The following is a 22,851-nucleotide window of genomic DNA, read 5'->3' as shown; positions in this document are numbered from 1 at the left end:
CTGAAAATGAACTGCTCTTTGACGGTTTGATTATTTTTGCTCCTCTGGGCCAATGACCCGCATGACATCTTGCGTAGCGGATTTCATTTTGTACCAAACCCAATCAAACACTTCATTAATTTCATTGATTTGACCAGTGACTTGTCCGGCAGAAGCTGTCAACTGTTCCCCATTGACGATCGTTACATCTCCTTCGACCTTACCTTCTACAATCAACTTCCCGTTTTTCACAGTGACATCACCTTTGACTGTTTCGCCCTTAGGCACAGTCACTGTATTGTTTTCCACAACGAGATTCGGCTGTTTTGATACACTGAAATTGTGATCGGTGTTCCAGCTTGTAAACAGGCTGCCTCCCATGAGAATCATGAAAAGGGCGGCTGCCACAATCAGCGGATGGGCCTTAATCCACCTTTGAATGGATACACGTTTCTTCTCCTTCGGCAAACCTGCCATAACCTTTGCAGTAAAGTCAGACGGAGCCTCTATATGTGATGTACTTTGCACAAGCGCAATGGATTTCTCAATCTGCTGAAAATGAGTATGGCACTCCTCACACGAATACAAATGGTCCTTTAATACTTTTTCGTCTTCGGGCAGAATATCCCGATCTAAATACTGATGCATAAGCTGGACGATTCTGTCCTGGCAGCTCATCAAATCACCTCACTCAAAGGTCTCTCAACTGTTTCCGGAGAGCCTCTCTACCCCTGTGTATCCTCGTTTTCACCGTACCAACAGGTATATTAAGAATTTCACTAATTTCCTTCAGTGAAAGCTCATCAATATACTTTAATACGATGACAGAGCGATATTTATCGGGTAATCTTAAAATTTTCTGCTGAATGGTGCTCGACAGCTCAAGAGACACCACTTCATCCTCAGGCAATACACCGTCGGCAGCAATTTGAGAATACATGTTCAATCCTTCTGTTCCTGCCACCTCTGCATCTAAATAATAATCCGGCTTTTTTTTACGGATACGGTCGATGGTCAGGTTGGTTGCAATTCGATACAGCCATGTGGAAAACTTACGGTTCACATCAAAGCTTTCAATATTCACAAAAGCACGAATAAACGCCTCTTGCGCAATATCTTCCGCCTCGTGTGCATTCCCAAGCATACGATAGCACAGCTGATAAATTTTGTCTTTATACAGGTCTACGATGTCTGCAAATGCGTTCTGATCGCCTTTTTTCACTTGCTTAATTCTCTTTTTTATCATTGTTTCCATAGTATATTCAACCTCTGCCTTCACCGGTCTTTATGTATACGAACCTCTTTTCAAAAGGTTTCATCATCCTATAAAAATAGTTTAACAAATTTTTGACACCGTGTTATGCTTATCAGCCGTTTAAAACCTTAACATATTCTTAAATTTCATGCCGCCCGTTTTAAAACAAAAAAGATCGGGGGTTATTCCCGATCTTTTTCATCCTATCTATAATAATTTTTCACCCATTAAAGAACCAATAAGTGCAACAGCAGCTTCTGCCGTTTTATTTCGTTCATCAAGAACTGGATTAACCTCAACAAATTCAGCAGAAGTCAAAATCCCTGACTCCTCTAAAAGCTCCATCGCCAAATGACTTTCACGATAGCTAATTCCTCCTGCAACCGGCGTTCCAACCCCCGGACATTCCGCTGGATCTAATCCGTCTAAATCAAGTGACAAATGCACACCGTCTGTTCGCTCCTTCAAATATGCAATGGCCTCTTCGATCACCTTCGTCATACCAATTCGGTCAATTTCATGCATCGTATATACCTTAATGCCTTTTTCCTTAATCAATGCCCTTTCACCTTCGTCTAACGAACGCGCACCAATTAAAATAAGGTTTTCCGGTTTAATTTTCGGTGAATAACCACCAATATCTGTTAAATCAAAATGACCTAGCCCAAGGCTTACAGCAAGCGGCATCCCATGAATATTGCCAGAAGGAGAGGTTTCCTCCGTATTCAAATCCCCATGTGCATCATACCAAATCACACCAAGATTCTCATAATGCTTTGACACTCCTGCCAACGTACCAATGGCAATGCTATGATCTCCACCTAAAACAAGTGGAAATGAACCTGATTGAACAATACCGTCTACCTGATCAGCCAATAACGCATTTGCACCAGCATTCTCCGTCAAGTTTTTCAGTTTCCCATCCGTTTTAAGCCCTTTCTCATCATCTCGTTGAGCGACTGGAATGTCTCCTAAATCCTCCACCTCAAAAGAAAGCGATTCCAATTTTTCTTTTACGCCTGCACAACGAATAGCACTCGGGCCCATGTCAACGCCCCTTCTCATTTGACCAAGGTCCATTGGAACACCAATCAGTGCAACCTTCTTTTTACCCACCATATGAATAACCCCTTTCCATCCATCCTCCTTATTTTATATTCCGAACGTCTCTTGACTCAACTGGACAATTTTTTGAATAGTTATACATTTCACCACAAACGAAAAAAGACACCTTTCTGAAAAAGGTGTCTTGACTGGGCTAGCTGGATTCGAACCAACGCATGACGGAGTCAAAGTCCGTTGCCTTACCGCTTGGCTATAGCCCAAAAATGGTGGAGGGGGGCGGATTCGAACCGCCGAACCCGGAGGGAGCGGATTTACAGTCCGCCGCGTTTAGCCACTTCGCTACCCCTCCACATATAAAATTGATAAAAGTAAAACAGTGCCGGCAAGAGGACTTGAACCCCCAACCTACTGATTACAAGTCAGTTGCTCTACCAGTTGAGCTACACCGGCATATGGTGGAGGATGACGGGCTCGAACCGCCGACCCTCTGCTTGTAAGGCAGATGCTCTCCCAGCTGAGCTAATCCTCCACATTCAAAAAAATCATGGTGACCCGTACGGGATTCGAACCCGTGTTACCGCCGTGAAAGGGCGGTGTCTTAACCGCTTGACCAACGGGCCAGTTTGTCAAGTTTATTGTCTCTCTGAAGCTGACAAAGGTTATTATATACATGATAAGTGCCCTTTGTAAAGGGAATTTTTATTTTTTTTATTTTCAAACTTTTTGAGCGCTTTTATCCCTACTTTTTTCTATATATATTTCCTCTATCTAAAATAATATTTCACAAAATAAAAAATATATTGAAATTTTATACCGCGACGAATATACTGAAAATTAAGAAAGAAAAAAAGTCCCATAAACGCCAGGAGGTAGGTTTAGGATGCAGCCATCCCAATTGCGATCTTTGACAACAGAATCAAGAAATCCAAATACAACGAACATTTCACAAGCAGATCCGCTCGATATGCTCAAAACCATTAACCAAGAAGATATGAAAGTCGCACAAGCCGTAAATGGCGTACTAGAGCAAGTCAAAATAGCGAGTGACTTTGCTTATGAATCCATCTCAACTGGAGGAAGACTCATTTACTTAGGAGCTGGAACGAGTGGCAGAATTGGCGTCATGGATGCGGTTGAATGTCCGCCTACGTATAGTGTTGCACCCGATGTGATTGTTGGCATTATGGCTGGCGGTGACTCCGCATTCTCACATGCAGCTGAAGATGTTGAAGACAGTGAAGAAGCAGGCAGACAAGACCTTGAACACATCAGCCTTTCGCCTAAGGATACGATTGTTGGCATCGCAGCAAGTGGCAGAACGCCCTATATTATCGGTGCACTTTCCTATGCCAAAACTGTCGGAGCCAAGACTGTTGCACTTAGTTGTAATGCCCAAGCAGAAATTAGTCAGCTCGCAGACTGCGCCATCGAAGTCATTGTTGGCCCTGAAGCCATTACAGGCTCTACAAGAATGAAAGCCGCAACAGCTCATAAAATGATTTTAAACATGCTTTCCACCTCTGTCATGATTAGACATGGGAAAGTGTATGAAAACCTCATGGTTGATGTGAAAGTAAGCAATCACAAATTAAAGGAACGTGCCATCACCATTATTCAAACTGTCACAAACGCCTCATACAACCAAGCAAAACAAGCACTTGAAGAGGCAGATTTAGAAGTCAAAACAGCCATTGTCATGCTTCAAACACAAACAGACAAAAAAACAGCAAAAACACTACTCGATCAAGCAGACGGACACATTAACAAAGCCATAGAAATACATCAATCATAAAGGAGGCGATCACATGTCAGCGGGTGGACTTACCCTTTTACACGCGATCAAACCACAGCTTCCACAATCTGAAAAAATCATCGCAGACTACATGCTAGCCCATCCCGACAAAGTCATCAAAAGCACTGTACATGAAATCAGTCAGGCAGCTGGGGCGAGTAGCTCAGCTGTCATTCGCCTCTGCAAATCCCTAGGCCTTGACGGATTTCATGATTTGAAAATGCGTATCGCTGGAGATTTAATGTATCCTGAAAAACAAGGATATCGTGACATTAAGCAAGATGAACCCATTCACTCTATTATTCAAAAAACAGCAGGCAACTCCATTCAAGCTATTAAAGACACCTCGTCTATTCTGAATGTAGAAGCATTAGAAGAAGCCATTCAACTGCTTCTTTCAGCCAAACAAATTCATTTTATCGGTGTCGGTGCATCAGGTATTGTCGCCTCAGATGCACAACAAAAATTTTTAAGAATTAATCAACCTGCAACTGCCTTTTCTGATATGCATATCGCCTCCACAGTAATTGCGAATGCAGGAAAAGATGACGTTGTCTTCGGTATCTCTTTTTCTGGAGAAACAGAAGATATCATCCAAGCACTACAGCTAGCAAAAGACAATCATGTCAAAACAATTGGTCTAACACACCCAGGTCACACAAGCGTCTCATCTCTTTGTGACGTTCAGTTGTCGACATCCGGATCTAATGAAGCACCATTTCGCAGTGCAGCCACTTCCTCCAGAATGGCACAGCTTTACATCATCGACGTGTTGTTTCTCGGCTTAGCTGCCCGCCAATACGAGAAAACAGCCCAATATATAGATAAAACGAGAAATGCCATACGCTCCATGAAAAGAAAATCAAAGGGGGATTCATCATGAAAGATCAAAAAAAGTATCAGCAACTAGCTGAAAACATTCTTGCGCTTTGCGGTGGACCTGATAACATCACCTCCCACACACACTGTATGACACGACTCCGCATAACACCCGTTGACAATGAGAAAATAAAGACAGCAGAAATAAAAAAAATAGACGGTGTCATCGGGGTCGTTGAAGCAGAATCACTACAGATTATCTTAGGCACAGGTGTAGTCAATCAAGTATCGAATGCTTTTGAAAAGTTGCTTCTTAATTCCAAGCAATTCGATTTAAAGAGTGAAGCAGACAAAAACAAACAAGCGATCTCACAAAAGAATCGAACACCCTTCAAATTATTCTTACGTCGAATCGCTAGTATCTTTATCCCTATCATTCCCGCACTCGTTGCATCAGGACTCATTACTGGTATCACAAAGGCTATTGTTCAAGCAGGTTGGCTCGATCAGAAATCTCAAATTGCCATCATTTTAACCGTTATCGGCTCAGGTCTCTTCGCTTATCTTGGCATTTTAGTTGGATCAAATGCCGCGAAAGAATTCGGTGGATCTCCCGCCTTAGGTGCTTTAGCCGGAATTTTAATCATCAACCCTGCATCTGCCGACATTACACTATTTGGCGCAAGTATATTACCAGGTAGAGGTGGATTAATCGGGGTTCTGTTAGCAGCCATCTTTATGGCATTGATTGAAACTCGAATTAGACGCACAGTCCCACAGTCACTTGACATCATCGTCACACCAACCATCACACTTCTCATTACAGGAATCGTTACCTATGTCATCTTCATGCCAGTGGGCGGATTCATTTCGGATACAATTACCTCCGGACTGACATACTTATTAAACATGGGCGGCATCGTTGCCGGTTTTATCCTAGGCGCAACCTTCCTTCCACTAGTCGTTACAGGTCTTCACCAAGGTTTAACACCCATTCATATGGAACTGATTAATTCAATTGGAGATGACCCACTTCTTCCGATTTTAGCGATGGGTGGTGCTGGTCAAGTTGGAGCTGCATTTGCCATTTATCTCAAAACAAAAAAGAAAAAACTAAAAAGAGCCATCGCAGGCGGGCTTCCGTCAGGTATGCTTGGTATTGGTGAACCCCTTATCTTTGGTGTTACCTTGCCGCTCGGCAGACCTTTTCTCACTGCCTGTCTCGGCGCTGGAATCGGCGGTGCATTTCAATCGGCCTTTCAGATTGCTACTACGTCCATCGGAGTCTCTGGGCTACCACTCACCTTCTTAGTGCACACACATCAAATTGTCCTTTATCTCATCGGCCTATTGATCGCCTATGTTGCCGGATTTATCTTCACCTTCCTCTTTGGCTTTCATGACGACATGGCTGCTGAATTTGACGAAACTGCATAATAAAAAGGAGGACCAACGATTGAAGAAAAGCTTTCTTTTGACTACTTGTCTGCTTCTGTTCCTTGTCATACCTGTACAAACTTTTGCAACGAGTCCCCTTCCTGCTTCGTCTTTGTCTAAAACAGCACCTGAAGAATATCCGGTATTAACAAAAGCAAAAAAACCAGAACAAGTTGGTTTTTCTTCTAGGCAGCTTAGGAAGGTTGACCAAATGATTGAAAAAGACATCAAAGCTGGATTTCCAGGAGCAACACTCATCATCATTAAAGATAACAAAATTGTTCATCACAAGGCATACGGCTATCGTCAAAAGTATGATGGCACAAGTGAACTCAAGTCTTTCAAAAAAATGAAAAAAGACACCCTCTTCGACCTTGCATCTAATACCAAAATGTATGCCACAAACTACGCTTTACAAAAGCTAGTCTATGAACAAAAACTAGATATCAACGAGCACGTTCAGTCCATTCTTTCTGACTTTAAAGATGATCCAAATGAGAAAGTAACAGGTAAAAACAAGCTTCGTGTAAAAGATTTACTAACCCATTCCGCCGGGCTTCCATCAAGTGTTCTTTTTTACAGCAAAGAAGCTGCCGGCTCCTTCTTTTCTCAGGATCGCAATCTGACCATGAAACTCTTACCGAAAGTACCACTTCAATACGAACCAGGAACTCAGCATATTTATAGTGATATTGACTATATGTTGCTTGGAATGATCATTGAGAAAAAAACAGGAATGACCCTCGACCAATATGTCGAGTCCACCATCTATAAACCACTAGGTCTCAAACATACCAAGTTCAATCCACTGCAAAAAGGGTTTCAACCAAAGCATTTTGCGGCAACTGAACGCCTTGGCAACACACGCGATGGGGTCATTACCTTTGAAAACATTCGACATCATACAATCATTGGGCAAGTACATGATGAAAAAGCCTATCATTCAATGGCGGGTATTTCTGGACACGCTGGACTTTTCTCAAATATAAGCGATATGGCGGTTCTCTTACAGCTCATGCTAAATGACGGCGGGTACGGAAAGAAGACCATTTTCGATAAAAAAGCCATTGACCTATTCACCAAGGCATCAGATACGAACCCTACCTATGGATTGGGCTGGCGTAAAAACGGCAACGCTGATATGGAATGGATGTTTGGAAAGCATGCAAGTAAGGAAGCATATGGACACACCGGCTGGACAGGAACGATGACATTGATTGACCCAAAGCATCAGCTAGGTGTTGTTCTACTCACCAATAAAAAACATTCACCTGTCATTTCACCGGAAACCAATCCGAATCAATTTGAAGGCGACCTTTTTCCGACAGGCACTTACGGAAGCATCATGACCGCTATCTATGAATCATTAAAGTAATAGGAGGAATTCGATGTTAAAATCTTTGTTCCCCGCAGCGATTCTTTTTGCCCTGCTGATCTCTTCTATACCCTTGGAAAAGGTCAGCTCTGCCCCTGTTACACCAGGTGCGAAACAAATCGTTCAAAGCATGACATTAGATGAAAAAATTGGGCAAATGCTCATGCCTGATTTCCGTCATTGGCAAACAAAGGATGAAACAACTCCCACAGGATTGACAAAAATGAACGATGAAGTCGCTGATATTGTCAAAAAATATCATCTTGGCGGAGTGATTCTATTTGCAGAGAATGTCACTGGCACAGAACAAACAGTCAAATTAACACATGAGTTTCAAAAGGCTTCTCCAACCATCCCCTTACTCATTTCCATTGATCAAGAGGGTGGTATTGTCACACGACTTGAAACAGGCACACATTTCCCAGGAAATATGTCGATTGGTGCCGCAAGAAGTAAAAAAAACGCCTATCAAACTGGCAAAATCATCGGGAAGGAATTAAAAACGTTAGGAATCAACACAAATTTCTCTCCTGTCCTTGATGTGAATAATAACCCAAACAACCCTGTGATTGGCGTTCGTTCTTTCAGCTCAGACCCAAAACTCGTATCAGAGCTTGGCTTACAAACAATGAAAGGTCTTCAAAAGCAAGACACTATCTCTACCCTGAAACATTTCCCAGGACATGGTGATACAGCAGTAGACAGTCATTACGGATTACCTCTTGTAAAACATGGCATAGATCGTTTGAAAAAAGTAGAGCTTTATCCATTTCAGCAAGCCATTAACGCAGGTGCCGATATGGTCATGACAGCACATGTCCAATTTCCCGCGATCGATGACACAACCTATACAAGTAAAAAAGATGGAGAAGACATCATGGTTCCAGCCACACTGTCTAAGAAAGTCATCACTCATTTGTTAAAAGAGGAAATGGGCTTTCAAGGCGTTGTCGTCACAGATGCCTTAAACATGAAGGCAATAGCAGATAATTTTGGTCAGGAGGAAGCTGTCATTATGGCACTAAAAGCAGGTGTCGACATCGCGCTCATGCCCGCACCTGTCACATCGCTAAAAACCGAAAAGAATTTAGAAAGCGTTTTCAAATCAGTGAAGGAAACTATACAAAGTGGAGAAATCCCTCTCTCTCAAATCAACCAATCAGTCGAAAAAATCATTCACTTAAAGATCAAACGTGGCATCATCACCAAACAAAAACAAATCAACCTAGAGAAAAAAATCAAGCAAGCACAAAGAATGGTTGGAAAGAAATCACACCTGAAAACTGAACTTAAAATGGCACAGGCAGGCACCACCATTCTCAAAAACAACCATAAAACCTTGCCGTTCAAGCCAAAGAAAAAGGATCATGTACTAGTAATGGCACCTTATGAAGATCAAACAGAAGCCATGTCTAAAACCATTGAATCCTTAATCAATCAAAAGAAAATCAAACCTGTATCCATCGAAACATATGCCTTTGCAGACAAAACATTTTCTTCACAAACAGGCGACCAATTAGCAAAAGCCGATTACATCATTACTGGCTCTTATGTTGTTCAAAATGACCCCGCTGTGAATGACGGTGTCATTGATGACAATGTTCAAGATCCGAAAAAATGGGCAACTGCATTTCCCCGCGCTGTGATGAAGGAAGCAAAAACACAAAACAAACAGCATGTCATCATGAGCTTACGAAACCCTTATGATGCGGCAAATTTTGAAGAAGCAGAAGCCTTAATCGCCGTCTATGGGTTTAAAGGCTATTCAAATGGTCGATTCAAACAACCGAATATTCCAGCCGGCATTGATATCATTTTTGGCGCCGCAACACCTAAAGGAAGACTCCCAGTTGATATACCATCAGTGACAAATCCAGATCAAGTCCTTTACCCTTTTGGCTATGGACTCAATATGAATGGAAAACCAATCAAATAGGAGGAACACTCGTGAAAAAAACCGCATGTATATTGCTCGCTAGCATCATGATGATTGGTACACTAACTGCAGCCTCTCCCACTGAATATCAGCTTTCTAAAGGACAAAAAACAACTGTCAAAACTGGCATTGAAACATTACTTACAAATCAATTGTCATTGCTGAAAGGAAAGAACGTCGGACTCATTACCAATCCGACTGGTATTGACGCGAACCTGCAAAGCAGCGTCGATCTCCTATACGAGCATCCTGACATTAGATTGACCGCTCTATACGGTCCTGAGCATGGCGTTCGTGGCGACGCTCAGGCAGGTGAAGGCGTTGAATCGTATATTGATGAAAAAACAGGCATTCCCGTATATTCTCTATACGGTAAAACAAGGAAACCAACAGCAGATATGCTAAAAGACATTGATATTCTGTTATTTGATATTCAGGATGTGGGAACACGCTACTACACCTATATTTATACGATGGCTTATGCGATGGAAGCCGCAAAGGAAAACAACATTCCTTTTGTTGTACTGGACAGACCAAATCCAATAGGTGGGTTAAAAGTAGAAGGGCCTGTACTAGAACCGGAATATGCATCATTCGTTGGGCTTTACCCAATCCCATTAAGACACGGGATGACGACAGGAGAACTAGCTCGTATGTTCAATAAAGAATTCAACATCAATGCAGATCTAACCATTGTCAAAATGAAAAAATGGAAGCGCTCGATGACCTTTGATGACACCGGACTCCCATTTGTCTTGCCTTCACCAAACATGCCGACTGTAGACAGCACCTTTGTCTATCCAGCAACAGGCTTAATTGAAGGAACGAACATCTCAGAGGGACGAGGAACAACGAAACCCTTTGAACTCATAGGTGCACCTTATATCAATAGCAATGAGCTGGCAGATTACATGAATAGATTAAAACTGAAAGGCGTTCAATTTAGACCCGCTTCATTCACACCAACTTTTTCAAAACACGCAGGAACGCTATCTCATGGCGTTCAGTTATATATTACGGATCGTACTTCCTTTGAAGCTGTCAAAACAGGAATATCTCTCATAAAAGCCATTCATGACTTATATCCAAAGGATTTTCAATTCCTACAAACAGGTAGCTTTGATAAGCTGATTGGCAACGGCTGGATCAAAGAGGACATCAACAAAGGGACATCTATCAAACAAATCATGAAACGTTATGAACATGATCTAAAAGCTTTTGAGAAAAAACGTAAAAACTATCTTATTTATTAGACAACAGGCTGCTTCCCAATCGGGGCAGCCTGTTTCTAATTAAGGTTCACTCATTTATAATGCCTTTGTCGCCATGACGTTTTTTAGCTCAAACCGATTCAACAAGTACCCAAACAACGCTGCGAGCACCTGCTGAAACAGCATCCCAATCACGACTGGTACAGCAACAGCAGATGGGAAAAAACTAATAGCAAGAACTGCACCAGCACTAATATTTCTCATACCGCCTGTATAGACAATCGCCACAATTTCCTCTTGGGAACATTTCATCAGCTTTCCAATGAGCCAAGCAAAAATATAACCGCTCAACGCAATCAAAAACACAACAGCCGCTTTACCAAAAAACGCCGCATCCAATACACGCAAATATGGTGCCACCACAGAACTATTAATAGAAACAACAACAAATAAACCTATTTTTGAAAAAGGAGCAAGGGTTTGATTGATGCCTTTCGTTACAGAAGGCCTCGCATACTGGTTTACTAGCATACCTAGTATAGAGGGAAGAACAACCATACCAAATAGCCCCTTCATCATTCCCATAATATCCATATGCACGTGCGTTCCAACAAGCACCGACATACTGGCAGGCACAATAAAAGGAGAAAGCATCGTATCAATTAAAATAATGGATAAAGTAAGTCCTACATTGCCTTTATACATCGCTGCCCAAATCAAACTAGACACACCTGTTGGAATAACCATAGCTAATGTTAAGCCTGCAATCGTCATTGAATCCCCTGAAAAGATTAGGTGCCCTGTCATCCATGCGTATAATGGCATGAAAACATGAAGTATCAAAAATGACAAAATCAACGGTAATGGATGCATGACTGTATGCTTTAAAGAGGAAAAATTAGCGCCTAAGCTCCCCACAAATGTCATCACTGCAAATATCCACGGCACCAAAAACGTCAAATCCTGCAAATATGCCGCAAATAAAACACCCAACAATACACTTGCAGGTGTAATAAGCGGCATAATACGGCCGAGCACTTGATTCAACCGCACAAGCATGTCGGCCACCCCCATTCTTCTCTTTCAATTCACTTCATTCAGTGTATCAAAGATAAAGCAAAAAAGCCCAATATCCACAAAGTGTATAAGAGGCTTTTTCATATGATGTGAGCAGGTTACTTGCGGTATCCTTTCTGACTACATCAATTGGTATACCAGTTGCTCGATGTTTTTCTGTCATTCGTTCAATAGCCGACACACCTAATTCATCATTTTCGCAACAAAAAAAGCAGCCACTCTACCTGAGCTGCCCCCTTTTTCTTCTTAATCTCTTACCCCCAACGAGTCATCATGCAATTCCAATCGTTTAATTTCTCCTACAATCAGCAAGTAGCTTAACATAGCAACAATCGCATTGACGCCTACGAAAACGAGAGCTCCATGAAATGAACCGGTTGCATTTATGATAAAACCAATGATAATAGGTGTTGTAATGCCAGAAATATTGCCAAATGTATTAAATAAGCCGCCACTTAACCCTCCAATTTCTTTTGGAGAACTATCAGCCATTACCGCCCAGCCTAATTGTCCAAATCCTTTGCCAAAGAAAGCCAATGCCATAATTCCAACTACAAGCCATTCTGCATTTGTATAATTACATGCGATCATACTGCTTGATAGAATCATCCCAATAATAATTGGCGTCTTTCGAGCAAAAGTGAGCGATTTTCCTTTTTTCAGCAAATAATCCGAATAGATTCCTCCTAAAACACCGCCTATAAAACCGCTAAGCCCAGGCAAAACTGCTACAAATCCCGCTTCTAGTATTGACATCCCTCGTTCTTGTATAAGGTAGACAGGAAACCATGTCATAAAAAAATATGTGAGTGTTGAAATGCAGTATTGTCCAATGTAAACACCAACGAGCATACGACTTTTCAAAATTTGCTTAATATAAGACCATTTCATTCCGTTTTTATGTGCGGTCCCTTTATTGGCGTTTGAATCCATCATATCCAACAGACCGCCACCATCTTCAATATAATCTAACTCTGCTTGATTCACACGAGGGTGATCTTTTGGATTATGAATTACTTTTAACCAGATAAAAGAGATAACGATCCCTAATGCACCCATGATGGTAAAGACATGTTCCCATCCCATGTACGTTGTGATCCAAGACATAAATGGCGTAAATACAATAATCGCTAAAAAGGCGGATGCACTAAAAATAGCGGATGCAGTTCCACGCTCATGATCAGGAAACCACGAAGCTGCGACCTGACTATTCCCCGGGAACGATGGGGCTTCTGCAAGACCTACAATAAATCTAAGAACAAAAAGCAAAATAATAGCTGTAGAAGCATTAAAAAAACCAACAAATCCTTGTAATAACGTAAAGAATGACCAAAGAAAAAGACTCCAAAACAATACTCTCTTCGTTCCAAATTGATCTAATAACCAACCACCAGGAATTTGACCAAGTGCGTAGGACCAGCTAAAAGCTGAAAAGATAAACCCCATCGTTATTGCACTGATACCTAAATCACTTTGTAAAGGCGTTGCCGCAACTGAAATAGTGGCACGATCTGCATAGTTAATTGTCGTCACAATGAATAAAAAACTGACAATGAACCAACGAACTTTCGTTTTCTTTACTTGCACTGGAACTGCCTTGTTTTCAGGAATTGGATTGCTGTCTACCCTCATCATATTCGCCCCTTTGTTTGTATTTCTCTTACACACGTAAGTCAGATGCACATAACGAAAACGCTTTCAAAAAGGAAGGGAATCCACTCAGCATGATGTATCTTCAGTGCCCCCTCTTTTTATCGCTCACGGAGGCACATCTTAAATTGCTGTTCATTATCGTCCAAGCCAACCACCATCAACAGCTAGTAAATGACCATTCACGTAGTTTGCAGCATCTGATGCTAAGAAAATAGCCGCACCTTTAAAGTCATCTGGATTTCCCCAGCGACCTGCAGGAATTCGTTCTAAGATTTGCCTACTACGAACAGGATCATCAATCAGCGCAGTGTTCATTTCAGTCGCGATATAACCTGGCACTATCGCATTTACATTAATTCCTTCGGAAGACCATTCATTTGCAAGTGCTTTGGTCAGTTGACCAACTGCCCCCTTTGCAGATGCATATGCAGGAACATATAACCCTCCTTGGAATGTAGCAATAGAAGCGATATTGATGATCTTTCCACTTTTTTTGTCAAGCATATGTCTTCCCGCTTGCTGACAAAGAACCCATACAGCTTTTAAATTTACTTTGATCACATCATCCCAATCCTGTTCAGTAAACTCAACAGCTGGCGCCCTTCTTTGAATACCTGCATTATTCACTAGAATCTCAACCGAACCCATAATCTCGATTGCCTTTGGAATCGCCTGTTTTACTTCATCTAAATTTTCCATATCACAGCGAACTATTTCACACCGGACACCTAAAGCTCTAATTTGTTCTTGTGCCGATGTATCATCCGATCGTTGGAGCAAAACAATATCTGCTCCCGATTCAGCTAGACCTAGAGCAATTGCTTTACCAATCCCACGCGTTCCCCCAGTTATCACAGCAGTTTTACCTTGTAAATTAAATGCCTGATTCATAAACACCACTCCTATAGTTCAAATAAAATTTTCAATGCCTGATCGGGATTTTCCATCAAATCAAAGCCAGTCTGTATTTCCTCTAATGGAAGAGTGTGAGACACCAATACATCAAGTTGAATCTTTTGTTGTTCAAGTAATTCAATCGCTTTTGAAAAATCACTCGAACTATAACAACGTGTCGTTGTTAATGAAATTTCTCGGAAATGCATCGCTGCAAGTTGTATCGTTGGAGATTTTTTATAGACACTAACCACCACAACTTCACCTTGATATTTCACACATTCAATCATTTGATTAGCTGTCGCCTGATTGCCCGCTACTTCAAAAACGACATCAGCCCCAACACCATCTGTATATTTTTTAATGACGTGAGAAATATCCGTATGTCGTGCATCAATTGCTTCAAATCCCATCTCGTTAGCAGTTTCTAAACGCATTGAACTTACATCAGAAATAACAATCCTTCCAGCACCTGCCTGTCTTGCTATTAAACCTATCAAAAGCCCAATAGGACCTGCCCCAAGAATTACAACTGTATCACCAATCTTTAGCTTCGATCGTCGAACGGTATGAACAGCTACAGCCAGAGGTTCTATCATTGCCCCCTCTTTTTCTGTAACGGATTCTGGCAAGACCCTAAGCCTGTGAACAGGAATGGCAACATACTCAGCAAAACCACCATTCTGGTCAATGCCTATATATCTCAAATCCTTGCAAACTTGCGCTTGCCCTTGTTGACAAGCTGAACAAACCCCACAGTGTAAAAGTGGTTCTATCACAACCTTATCTCCCTTTTTAACATGATGATTTTCATCAGCTTCTATCACAATTCCACTAAATTCATGTCCAAGAATAAGGGGTGCTTCTGCCCTCGGATGTAACCCATGATAAATCATCATATCTGTGCCACATATCCCTGCATAAGAAACTTTAATTAATGCTTCATCCTTTTTGGGTACTGGAATTTCCCTTTCCGTCATTGCTACACATTTTGGTGATAGATATGTCCCTGCTTTCATTCAACCCGCTCCTTCTACAAGAATTATTTTGTTTTTTAGCAATAAGCTTCATCATCTTTTTCATCCTTAAGGTCGAACGGCAGTCCCGTCTGGTGTACGAGCAAGTGTCCATGAAGGAATTCCGCCTAAAGGTGGATATTGTTTCGCTTTCTCTTCATCAATGTCAACACCTAAACCAGGTTTGTCATTCACATAAGCAAATCCTTTATCAACGTTTGGACAGCCTGGGAACACTTCCTGTAACGCCTCATTAAACACTGTCCATTCTTGAATTCCAAAATTCGGAGAAGATAAGTCTAAATGAAGATTAGCAGCCACACCGACTGGAGAAATATCCCCTGGCCCGTGCCAAGCTGTTCTTACTCCAAATAATTCACTGAATACAGCCAATTTCTTCGCTGGCGTAATTCCTCCGATTGTACTGACATGACACCTAATAAAATCTATTTGTTGATTGATAATCAAGTTTTTCCACTCATTTACGTTGGTAAATAACTCCCCTATCCCAATCGGTGTTGAGCTTTGCTGCCTAATCGTTTGAAGCCATTCGATATTTTCTGGAGCAACAGGATCTTCTAAGAAAAACAAGTGATATGGCTCTAAATTTTTGGCTAGTCTTACAGCTTCGATTGGTGGAATCCGTTCATGAACATCATGAATGAACTCCATATTAAAACCTATCTTAGATCGAAGATAATCAAATAGCTTATCAACGCTCTTTACATAAGCTTCAGGATCAAAATAGCAGCCAGGTAAAGCACCCTTTGGAGAACGTTTAGGTATAATTCGATTGGATTTCTCATAAACCGTTGCAATTAGACGTGTATCCGTCGTCCCGCTCCCACCATACATTCCCATTTGACACCTTGCATATTGATATCCCTCTTCCATTAATGCCAGAACATTTTCCTCAACAGCCTTTTCATCTGCACCATCAGCATGGCGATAAAGAGGAATACCATCCCGACATTTTCCTCCTAATAATTCATACACAGGCAAATTAGCTAATTTACCTTTAATATCCCAGAGTGCCATATCAATGCCAGATAGAGCATTATTCATGATTGGCCCGTTCCTCCAGTAACCGCTTACATTAGAAGACTGCCAAATATCTTCAATTCTTCTCGGATCTTTCCCAATAAGAAATGGTTTCAAATAATCCTCAATTGCCGATTTCACAGCAAATATCCGCTGTGTAAAAGTAGCACACCCTAAACCATATAAGCCTGGTTCATTTGTTTCAACTTTTACAACGACTAAGTCAATATTTCCAGGTGCTGTTAAAATCACTTTGACATCACGAATTTCTAAATCCATCATGGTAGAGCTCCTTCCCTATAAAAACATTTTGGTTATTCTTGTCAGTTGTCCTACAAGTTTATGAAAAAATACTACCTCTTAATAAAGAGGTAATGTTTAATCCTTGATCATATTGATTTTTTCTATATTATCTTCCATCGCCTGATTCAATATCTCTTTGGCATTCTCGGCATCTCTGCTCTGAATGGCCCTGAATAATTGCAAATGAACTTCAATACTCTCCAGCGTAACACCGATCACTCGATTCAGCTCTTCTAAATAACGATAGTACAGATCTCGTATAGAATGGATGACACTATAAAACACCTTATTGTTCGAAGCCTTAGCAATAGCTAAATGGAAGTTAAAATCAGCCTCTGAATATTTCTTATAATCATCACGATATCTTAACATCGCATTGAGTGCATTCTCCATATTTTCAAAATCCTCATCTGTTGCATGCTTCACAGCCAAATCAATGCATTTGTATTCAATTGTCTGCCGAAAATCCATCATATCCAAAAATTCTTTCTCACTTAAATGCAAAATCATTTGAATATCATGTATGTCAAATTGACCAACCTTCTCTGACACAAAAGATCCTTTACCATGATGAGTAACAACAATCCCCTGATCCCTTAGTCGTTGAATAGCACTTCGAACACTTACTCGGCTCACATTAAACATTTTCTGTAACTGCGGTTCAGATGGCAGTTTGCTTCCAGGCTCCCAGTTACCATTTGCGATATTATCTTTAAGCTGTTCATATACCATATTCACAATGTTTTGTTTGTCTATAGAGTCAAATTCCAAATTTATTCCCTCTCTTGTAACATGTCATACAAGTTATGAATTGATCATAGCATGAAGTTACCCTCCAAGTAAACGCTTTCTTTTTGTTTTTTTTAATAGCCATGGAGAGCCTACGGAACCTCAACTGAAAGCCTCTTACAAATTAGCATTTTCTCATAAAAAATGATTCAAAAACAACTCTACTTTACTTTCATTATCTATAAAACCAATGAAAGAAACTGATACTCTCACAGAAATAGTAATATCATTCCGATCCCAAAATCATCCACAACTTAAAAATCTAAACATAAAAAAAGCCTACTCATCATCGAGAAACCTTGCCAGATCAACCTATTGAGGAAAGCTTCCAAGCGGGCTCGAACCACTGACCTCTTCCTTACCATGGAGGATGTCAGCAAAAGTCTTAGAAAATGTATGTATGGAATAACCCGTTATAATAAGGTTTCGTTTATTGTGTTTATGGTTTAGAAAAGATTAGAATGAGGGTGACAATTTTAGTTCGTCCCCAATTTGTCCCCCTTAAAGAAAACAGACCAATCAAGGTCTGTTTTCATTTTGTCTATATGTTATGAGATGTTGTATTCCGATCGATCATGGTCGTGTTTGGATCGATTTTTTGTGGAATGAAAGTTGTATTTCTATTCGACTTCTCCATTGTTGTATTTCGGTTTGATGCTGGTTTAATCATACTAGATACTTCATATACACCTGCACCTAGAAAGATAATAGAGCTTATAACAATCATTTTTTTAAAACTCATAAAGACACTCTCCTTTTTGAATATTATGTTGGGTTTGAAATGCCATCCTGTAATATTCTGTTGCTTTCTCAAACTTTCCTCTTTTTTCATGAATAACTGCAAGATTTTTAGTGAATTCTTCTACGAAAACAAACAACTGCTTTTCTTCAAATGTCTGAAGCATAGCTTGAATCTCATCCTCATCATTACTTTCATATGTTGTTCTTATAGAACGTATTAATAAAATTTCGTGTGGGTTCTCTTTATGAGAGACAAGTTTCAAAGCTTTATCCACTAATTTGGATGCTTCATCATTTTCTCCTGTCTTATATAGCGCCCAACAAAGGTTAACATATATGACCGATTTTACATCGTCCACACCATCTTCTGATATTTCAAGGGACTCTTGATAATATTGGATAGCCTTTGCATAATCTTGTTTTTTTTCATAATTGTTTCCTATATTTAAAAGTACCTTGGCAATCAACCTATTATCCGCTATTTCTTCAGCGATGGAATAGGCTTTATTCAGATGTATTAATGCTTTTTCATACTGTTTAAAATCATCATAATTTCCTGCTATCACAAATAAGCATTGAACTTTTCTAATCTTGTATAACTCATACTGATCGTAAATTTCAAGCGCCTTTATTATGTGATGCATAGAAACATGAGTTTGTTTCATAATATAGTAGGCTTCAGCCACTTTGAAATGAAACTCCGCTTGCTCAATATCATCTACAACCAGTGCGAGCTGCCTCTCAGCAATCTTGTAATATTGAATAGCCTGTACGTATTCTTTCTTACTGAACTCATACATGCCTCTAAAGAAAGCATTATAGTATTGCAACATTCCGGAAAGTTGATGATTAGAATTTTCTATTTTATCAACCAGATCAGAAACGGAAGGCGACCTCTCTTCTGATGGTTTAATGTAATCTAACATAATTTGATGCCGAAAACACATCAATTGATAGTAGATCAGTAAATCCTGATCCTCTTCCATCCTCTCAATCTCTTGTTCCACTTCCGCTTTCAAAATCTCTGCATCTGGAACACTAAATTGACGTATCATTCTATACCATTCATTTATTTTCACACCAACATGTGAAGAAATAACTTTCTCCATCCCTATACTCCCCTTCCACCAAAATCCCTTATATTACATATATTATCATATGCAATAATTTACAAGCACCGCAAGGAAACCGCAAAAAGAACAAAAAAAGACCTGACTACATATATCAATAGTCAGGTTTCAAGACTTCTTATAAAAGGGGTGAATTACTATTTAGATTATAATCAAAACCGATCAAATGTTCGTTCGCAAAAATAACTCCCTTTTCTTTAGCTGTATACATTGTTATTCTTTTTTTACTTTTAATAAAGTAGATTACTACTGTGATAATTACTACGAGTATCTCAACAATTATACTGGCAGTGATAAATCATATTCCCATGCATGTTACTATTTTGGTGGATGCTTATCATCTAATAATTTTATAATTTTTTCATTAGATTGTTTAATATTTCTCAAAAGCGACACCATGTTCCCTGTAAATCCAATCAATACAATCAGCAAAATAATAATGATCCACATAAAATTGCCTCCTAATCCTAAGGTTGAATTAACGTTCTGATAGAAGAATAGCCTCTAAAATTAACTTGCTCAAATTTAGAACTATTATCAAAAGGTGCAGGAAAAGCAATTACTTGAAAATTCTTTTCCTCTTTAACTCTTGGCAATTTCATTTTATAAACATTTGTTTTTTCCTTTTCTACAGATACATACATCACATGTTTCCCATCGAGTTTTTGTTGTTCGTGTTCCAAGAATGCGACTAAAGCATAATTCATTTTCACATCACTTGTATTATCAATTTGGAGATAGACAGGCATTTGGCTTTTAGAGGTATATAGCACTTTATTTGAAATTTTTGCTGAAGCCATGAAAATTTCCTCTCCAGTCAATTCATCTGTTTTATATATAGGAGGTTGTTCACTTCTAATTTTGTAAGATGAAGCATTTTTTGTAATGTATCGCATAATGAAGTTCTCTTGTAAGCCTGTGGCTATATCTATATCGTTGTCTTTCAAATGATACTTTGCTTCAGGAACGACAACAAATGCTATTTCTCCAACATTTTTTGGTAATATGGCTTTGATAGGTAATGTGATCACCTGGTCTTTAGTCATCTCAAATGTGTATGAGTTAGCTGGTCTTTGATCATCTGCAGAAAATTCTATTTGCTTGAAATTTGCAAGTAACAATAACGTGTACTTTCTATCCGCGTCTATATAGTGCGAAAAGGATAGAACTTTGTTAATCTGGTTGTTTTTAATGACTCCTATATCTAATTTATCAAGTAGCTGTCCTTCAGGTTCGTAGATACCATATGAAACGGTTTCAGTTCCTGGACCAGTAACATCCATCATTTCATCATTATATTCTTTTTCATCAGAGACTTTTTCTTGTCTGACAAATAAAATAAATGTCACTAGTAATAGTATGGAAGTTGTTATGAATAAAGTCGTTCTTCGTCTCATAATCACTATTAAATTTTAAAAGTCTTTTGGCGACTCACAGTTTTATAGCCGTCATCTTTATATAATGAATTTCCAATTGCTTTGCCTTTACATCCCCAACCTGCATCTACGGGACCGGCAGCATTAGCTCCAGCATAATTTGATTTTTTCGCAGAATCGGTTTTACTTTTGGAAAGGCCGCCATCTCCACCGTATAGTCGTGATTTTGCTTCAATATAATCAATTTTCCCTTTTGATTTCGCTGTCGTTAACATGCTGTAGTTACATTTAAATATCTCCCCAATCACTCCACCGGTTTTTCTTAGTTTCCAATTAGTAACATAGTCAGCTTTGGCCAAGATTTTGTTAGTTGAATGTGATACAGAATCAGTTGAGGAATCTTCTGCAATCGTTATCCACTCAGTTTCATCAACATTTGTTGCTGAAACAGTTACAGGAAATATTGTACCAGCTAAAAGTATTGAAGAGAGTAGTAATGTATTGATTTTTTTCATAATTTAAACCACCTTTAAGTTTAATTTAGTAATTATGCTACAACAATACAATATAATGGTATTCACATTAAATGAGCTTTAAGTTTTATATATTCGACATTAAGCACTATCCCTTCCCTTTTTTACAAAATTGCTAATTACGTAAAAAAGAAAAGCAATAATTGCTAATACATACACTGGCAACATTAATTGAGGCACAAAAGTGTTTACTGCATATAATCCTAGACCCGTTAAAATCATGATACTCAAAAAACGTAATATGACGATCATTTTTATAGCTGCCTTCACCGAACTAATTAAATCCTTATTTCAACAAATTTACACACTAAAAATATATAGGGATATTTATGCTTTTATACGAGGATACACCTAAGCAAATTGACATATTTTATATTTTGTAATAATATACCACAAAATGACATTTACACCGAGGAAGAGATCAAATATCTCTTTAAATTGCTAGATGAGGAAGTGGAACTATTTCATATTCATAGGGTAGAAATCAAATTTGCTCTTACAGGTGGTTTCAGACGCGGTGAACTAATTGCAATTGATGAAAGTGATCTCTCATTTGAAACGAATGAAGTACGAATTGATGAGAGCCTACAATATACTAAAAAGTATGGATACCGCTTTAAAGAGCCTAAATCTAAATCAAATCGCACCATCTCATTACCTGTGGAAATAATGAAAGAAGCAGCGATCTTATTAAGAGAAGTAAAGAAAAACAGATTGATGTTAGGTGAGCTGTGGGAAGGTTGTCCCGGAGATAAAGATAAGCTTTTACTATTTGGTGGTGATCGTGGCAAACCGCTTTATCCAACGTCTTTGAATACATGGTGGGAGCGTTTTACTAAAAGACATGATATAAAGAGAATACGATTGCATGATATGCGACACACACATGCTACTATGTTAATTAATCAAATCGGGAAGATACCTGGCTTTAATATTAAAACGTTTGGGACACGCAAATGTAAAAACAACACTTGATACGTACACACATGCAGTCAAAGAAGCAGACACTTTGGTGGCTGATGCTATATCAAACTTATTGCAAATTCGATAATGCGTCCCCATTGCGTCCCCAGGCAATAAAAAAAGACATAAAAAAAAGCCTTCTCATCATCGAGAAACCTTGTCAGATCAACATTTAGAGGAAAGCTTCCAAGCGGGCTCGAACCGCTGACCTCTTCCTTACCATGGAAGTGCTCTACCTACTGAGCTATGGAAGCATGGCTCCGCAGGTAGGACTCGAACCTACGACCGATCGGTTAACAGCCGATAGCTCTACCACTGAGCTACTGCGGAATGATAAAGAACTTCTTCCATTGGAAGGATATAATCAAAAGGCTTGGCGGCGTCCTACTCTCACAGGGGGAGACCCCCAACTACCATCGGCGCTGAAGAGCTTAACTTCCGTGTTCGGTATGGGAACGGGTGTGAC

21 protein-coding genes, 7 tRNA genes and 1 rRNA gene are annotated in these 22,851 nt (G+C 39.7%); 7 read left to right on the top strand and 22 right to left on the bottom strand.

Annotated features, from left to right (window positions below):
- Positions 1-30: 30 nt before the first annotated feature.
- The 8 genes from rsiW to ACQKEZ_RS15980 form a co-directional block, all read right to left on the bottom strand.
- Positions 31-657, bottom strand: coding sequence for an anti-sigma-W factor RsiW (gene rsiW / locus ACQKEZ_RS16015; RefSeq protein WP_427302472.1), 627 nt, complete (start codon positions 655-657; stop codon positions 31-33).
- Positions 658-670: 13 nt separating this feature from the next.
- Positions 671-1,234, bottom strand: coding sequence for an RNA polymerase sigma factor SigW (gene sigW, locus ACQKEZ_RS16010; RefSeq protein ID WP_427302470.1), 564 nt, complete (start codon positions 1,232-1,234; stop codon positions 671-673).
- A 207-nt stretch (positions 1,235-1,441) separates the two neighbouring features.
- The gene (rocF, locus tag ACQKEZ_RS16005; RefSeq protein WP_427302468.1) at positions 1,442-2,353 is read right to left on the bottom strand and encodes an arginase; all 912 of its coding nucleotides are present in this window, start codon (positions 2,351-2,353) and stop codon (positions 1,442-1,444) included.
- Positions 2,354-2,487: 134 nt separating this feature from the next.
- A tRNA-Gln gene (locus ACQKEZ_RS16000) sits at positions 2,488-2,559 on the bottom strand.
- A 4-nt stretch (positions 2,560-2,563) separates the two neighbouring features.
- A tRNA-Tyr gene (locus ACQKEZ_RS15995) sits at positions 2,564-2,648 on the bottom strand.
- A gap of 28 nt (positions 2,649-2,676) precedes the next feature.
- Positions 2,677-2,749: transfer RNA gene (locus ACQKEZ_RS15990), tRNA-Thr, on the bottom strand.
- A 3-nt stretch (positions 2,750-2,752) separates the two neighbouring features.
- Positions 2,753-2,828 (bottom strand) — tRNA-Val (locus ACQKEZ_RS15985).
- A 16-nt stretch (positions 2,829-2,844) separates the two neighbouring features.
- A tRNA-Glu gene (locus ACQKEZ_RS15980) sits at positions 2,845-2,919 on the bottom strand.
- A 260-nt stretch (positions 2,920-3,179) separates the two neighbouring features.
- Here ACQKEZ_RS15980 and murQ point away from each other — a divergent pair.
- The 6 genes from murQ to ACQKEZ_RS15950 are packed head-to-tail and all read left to right on the top strand — an operon-like array spanning position 3,180 to position 10,911.
- Complete coding sequence (murQ, locus tag ACQKEZ_RS15975) at positions 3,180-4,091, top strand: N-acetylmuramic acid 6-phosphate etherase (RefSeq protein WP_427302466.1); 912 nt, start codon at positions 3,180-3,182, stop codon at positions 4,089-4,091.
- A 13-nt stretch (positions 4,092-4,104) separates the two neighbouring features.
- The gene (locus ACQKEZ_RS15970; protein WP_427302465.1) at positions 4,105-4,974 is read left to right on the top strand and encodes a MurR/RpiR family transcriptional regulator; all 870 of its coding nucleotides are present in this window, start codon (positions 4,105-4,107) and stop codon (positions 4,972-4,974) included.
- Positions 4,971-6,347, top strand: a complete 1,377-nt coding sequence (locus tag ACQKEZ_RS15965; protein ID WP_427302463.1) for a PTS transporter subunit EIIC — start codon at positions 4,971-4,973, stop codon at positions 6,345-6,347. The genes ACQKEZ_RS15970 and ACQKEZ_RS15965 overlap by 4 nt, the downstream gene beginning before the upstream one ends.
- A gap of 19 nt (positions 6,348-6,366) precedes the next feature.
- The gene (pbp4b, locus tag ACQKEZ_RS15960) at positions 6,367-7,722 is read left to right on the top strand and encodes a penicillin binding protein PBP4B (protein WP_427302461.1); all 1,356 of its coding nucleotides are present in this window, start codon (positions 6,367-6,369) and stop codon (positions 7,720-7,722) included.
- A 13-nt stretch (positions 7,723-7,735) separates the two neighbouring features.
- The gene (locus ACQKEZ_RS15955) at positions 7,736-9,658 is read left to right on the top strand and encodes a glycoside hydrolase family 3 protein (RefSeq protein WP_427302459.1); all 1,923 of its coding nucleotides are present in this window, start codon (positions 7,736-7,738) and stop codon (positions 9,656-9,658) included.
- Positions 9,659-9,669: 11 nt separating this feature from the next.
- Positions 9,670-10,911 carry an exo-beta-N-acetylmuramidase NamZ family protein gene (locus tag ACQKEZ_RS15950; protein WP_427302457.1) on the top strand — a complete coding sequence of 414 codons (1,242 nt, stop codon included), beginning with the start codon at positions 9,670-9,672 and terminating at the stop codon, positions 10,909-10,911.
- A 54-nt stretch (positions 10,912-10,965) separates the two neighbouring features.
- Here the strand turns inward: ACQKEZ_RS15950 and ACQKEZ_RS15945 are convergent, their stop codons facing one another.
- The 11 genes from ACQKEZ_RS15945 to ACQKEZ_RS15895 all read right to left on the bottom strand — a co-directional run bounded on the left by ACQKEZ_RS15945 (position 10,966) and on the right by ACQKEZ_RS15895 (position 21,404).
- Positions 10,966-11,928: a bile acid:sodium symporter family protein gene (locus tag ACQKEZ_RS15945; protein WP_427302455.1), complete on the bottom strand. Its 963-nt coding sequence runs from the start codon at positions 11,926-11,928 to the stop codon at positions 10,966-10,968.
- Between the two features lie 264 nt (positions 11,929-12,192).
- A complete protein-coding gene (locus ACQKEZ_RS15940) occupies positions 12,193-13,578 on the bottom strand; it encodes an MFS transporter (RefSeq protein WP_427302746.1) in 1,386 nt (461 codons plus the stop codon).
- Positions 13,579-13,734: 156 nt separating this feature from the next.
- The gene (locus tag ACQKEZ_RS15935) at positions 13,735-14,490 is read right to left on the bottom strand and encodes a glucose 1-dehydrogenase (RefSeq protein WP_427302453.1); all 756 of its coding nucleotides are present in this window, start codon (positions 14,488-14,490) and stop codon (positions 13,735-13,737) included.
- 11 nt (positions 14,491-14,501) lie between these two features.
- Entirely contained in the window at positions 14,502-15,512 is a 1,011-nt protein-coding gene (locus tag ACQKEZ_RS15930) for a zinc-dependent alcohol dehydrogenase (RefSeq protein ID WP_427302451.1), read from the bottom strand.
- Between the two features lie 66 nt (positions 15,513-15,578).
- Positions 15,579-16,832, bottom strand: a complete 1,254-nt coding sequence (locus ACQKEZ_RS15925) for an enolase C-terminal domain-like protein (protein WP_427302449.1) — start codon at positions 16,830-16,832, stop codon at positions 15,579-15,581.
- 96 nt (positions 16,833-16,928) lie between these two features.
- The gene (locus tag ACQKEZ_RS15920) at positions 16,929-17,624 is read right to left on the bottom strand and encodes a FadR/GntR family transcriptional regulator (RefSeq protein ID WP_427302447.1); all 696 of its coding nucleotides are present in this window, start codon (positions 17,622-17,624) and stop codon (positions 16,929-16,931) included.
- Positions 17,625-18,183: 559 nt separating this feature from the next.
- Positions 18,184-18,384 carry a RapH phosphatase inhibitor gene (locus ACQKEZ_RS15915; RefSeq protein WP_427302445.1) on the bottom strand — a complete coding sequence of 67 codons (201 nt, stop codon included), beginning with the start codon at positions 18,382-18,384 and terminating at the stop codon, positions 18,184-18,186.
- Positions 18,374-19,492: a tetratricopeptide repeat protein gene (locus tag ACQKEZ_RS15910; protein ID WP_427302443.1), complete on the bottom strand. Its 1,119-nt coding sequence runs from the start codon at positions 19,490-19,492 to the stop codon at positions 18,374-18,376. Before ACQKEZ_RS15910 ends, ACQKEZ_RS15915 begins: the two co-directional genes overlap by 11 nt.
- A 339-nt stretch (positions 19,493-19,831) precedes the next feature.
- Positions 19,832-19,963, bottom strand: coding sequence for a hypothetical protein (locus ACQKEZ_RS15905; RefSeq protein WP_427302442.1), 132 nt, complete (start codon positions 19,961-19,963; stop codon positions 19,832-19,834).
- A gap of 17 nt (positions 19,964-19,980) precedes the next feature.
- Positions 19,981-20,910 (bottom strand): hypothetical protein, encoded by a 930-nt coding sequence (locus tag ACQKEZ_RS15900; protein WP_427302440.1) that lies wholly within the window; start codon positions 20,908-20,910, stop codon positions 19,981-19,983.
- An 8-nt stretch (positions 20,911-20,918) separates the two neighbouring features.
- Positions 20,919-21,404 carry a hypothetical protein gene (locus ACQKEZ_RS15895; RefSeq protein ID WP_427302438.1) on the bottom strand — a complete coding sequence of 162 codons (486 nt, stop codon included), beginning with the start codon at positions 21,402-21,404 and terminating at the stop codon, positions 20,919-20,921.
- Positions 21,405-21,782: 378 nt separating this feature from the next.
- Here ACQKEZ_RS15895 and ACQKEZ_RS15890 point away from each other — a divergent pair, with 378 nt between their 5' ends.
- Positions 21,783-22,397, top strand: coding sequence for a site-specific integrase (locus tag ACQKEZ_RS15890; RefSeq protein WP_427302437.1), 615 nt, complete (start codon positions 21,783-21,785; stop codon positions 22,395-22,397).
- Between the two features lie 169 nt (positions 22,398-22,566).
- On the opposite strand, the gene ACQKEZ_RS15885 is transcribed toward ACQKEZ_RS15890, so the two are convergent.
- From ACQKEZ_RS15885 to rrf, 3 genes are all read right to left on the bottom strand, one after another.
- Positions 22,567-22,639 (bottom strand) — tRNA-Thr (locus ACQKEZ_RS15885).
- A gap of 1 nt (position 22,640) precedes the next feature.
- Positions 22,641-22,715 (bottom strand) — tRNA-Asn (locus ACQKEZ_RS15880).
- Between the two features lie 41 nt (positions 22,716-22,756).
- A 5S ribosomal RNA gene (rrf, locus tag ACQKEZ_RS15875) occupies positions 22,757-22,851 on the bottom strand; the annotation flags it as partial.

This window comes from Bacillus sp. NPDC077027 (assembly GCF_050269555.1).
Taxonomy (GTDB): Bacteria; Bacillota; Bacilli; order Bacillales; family Bacillaceae; genus Bacillus.
This window is presented reverse-complemented; position numbering and strand designations above follow the sequence as displayed.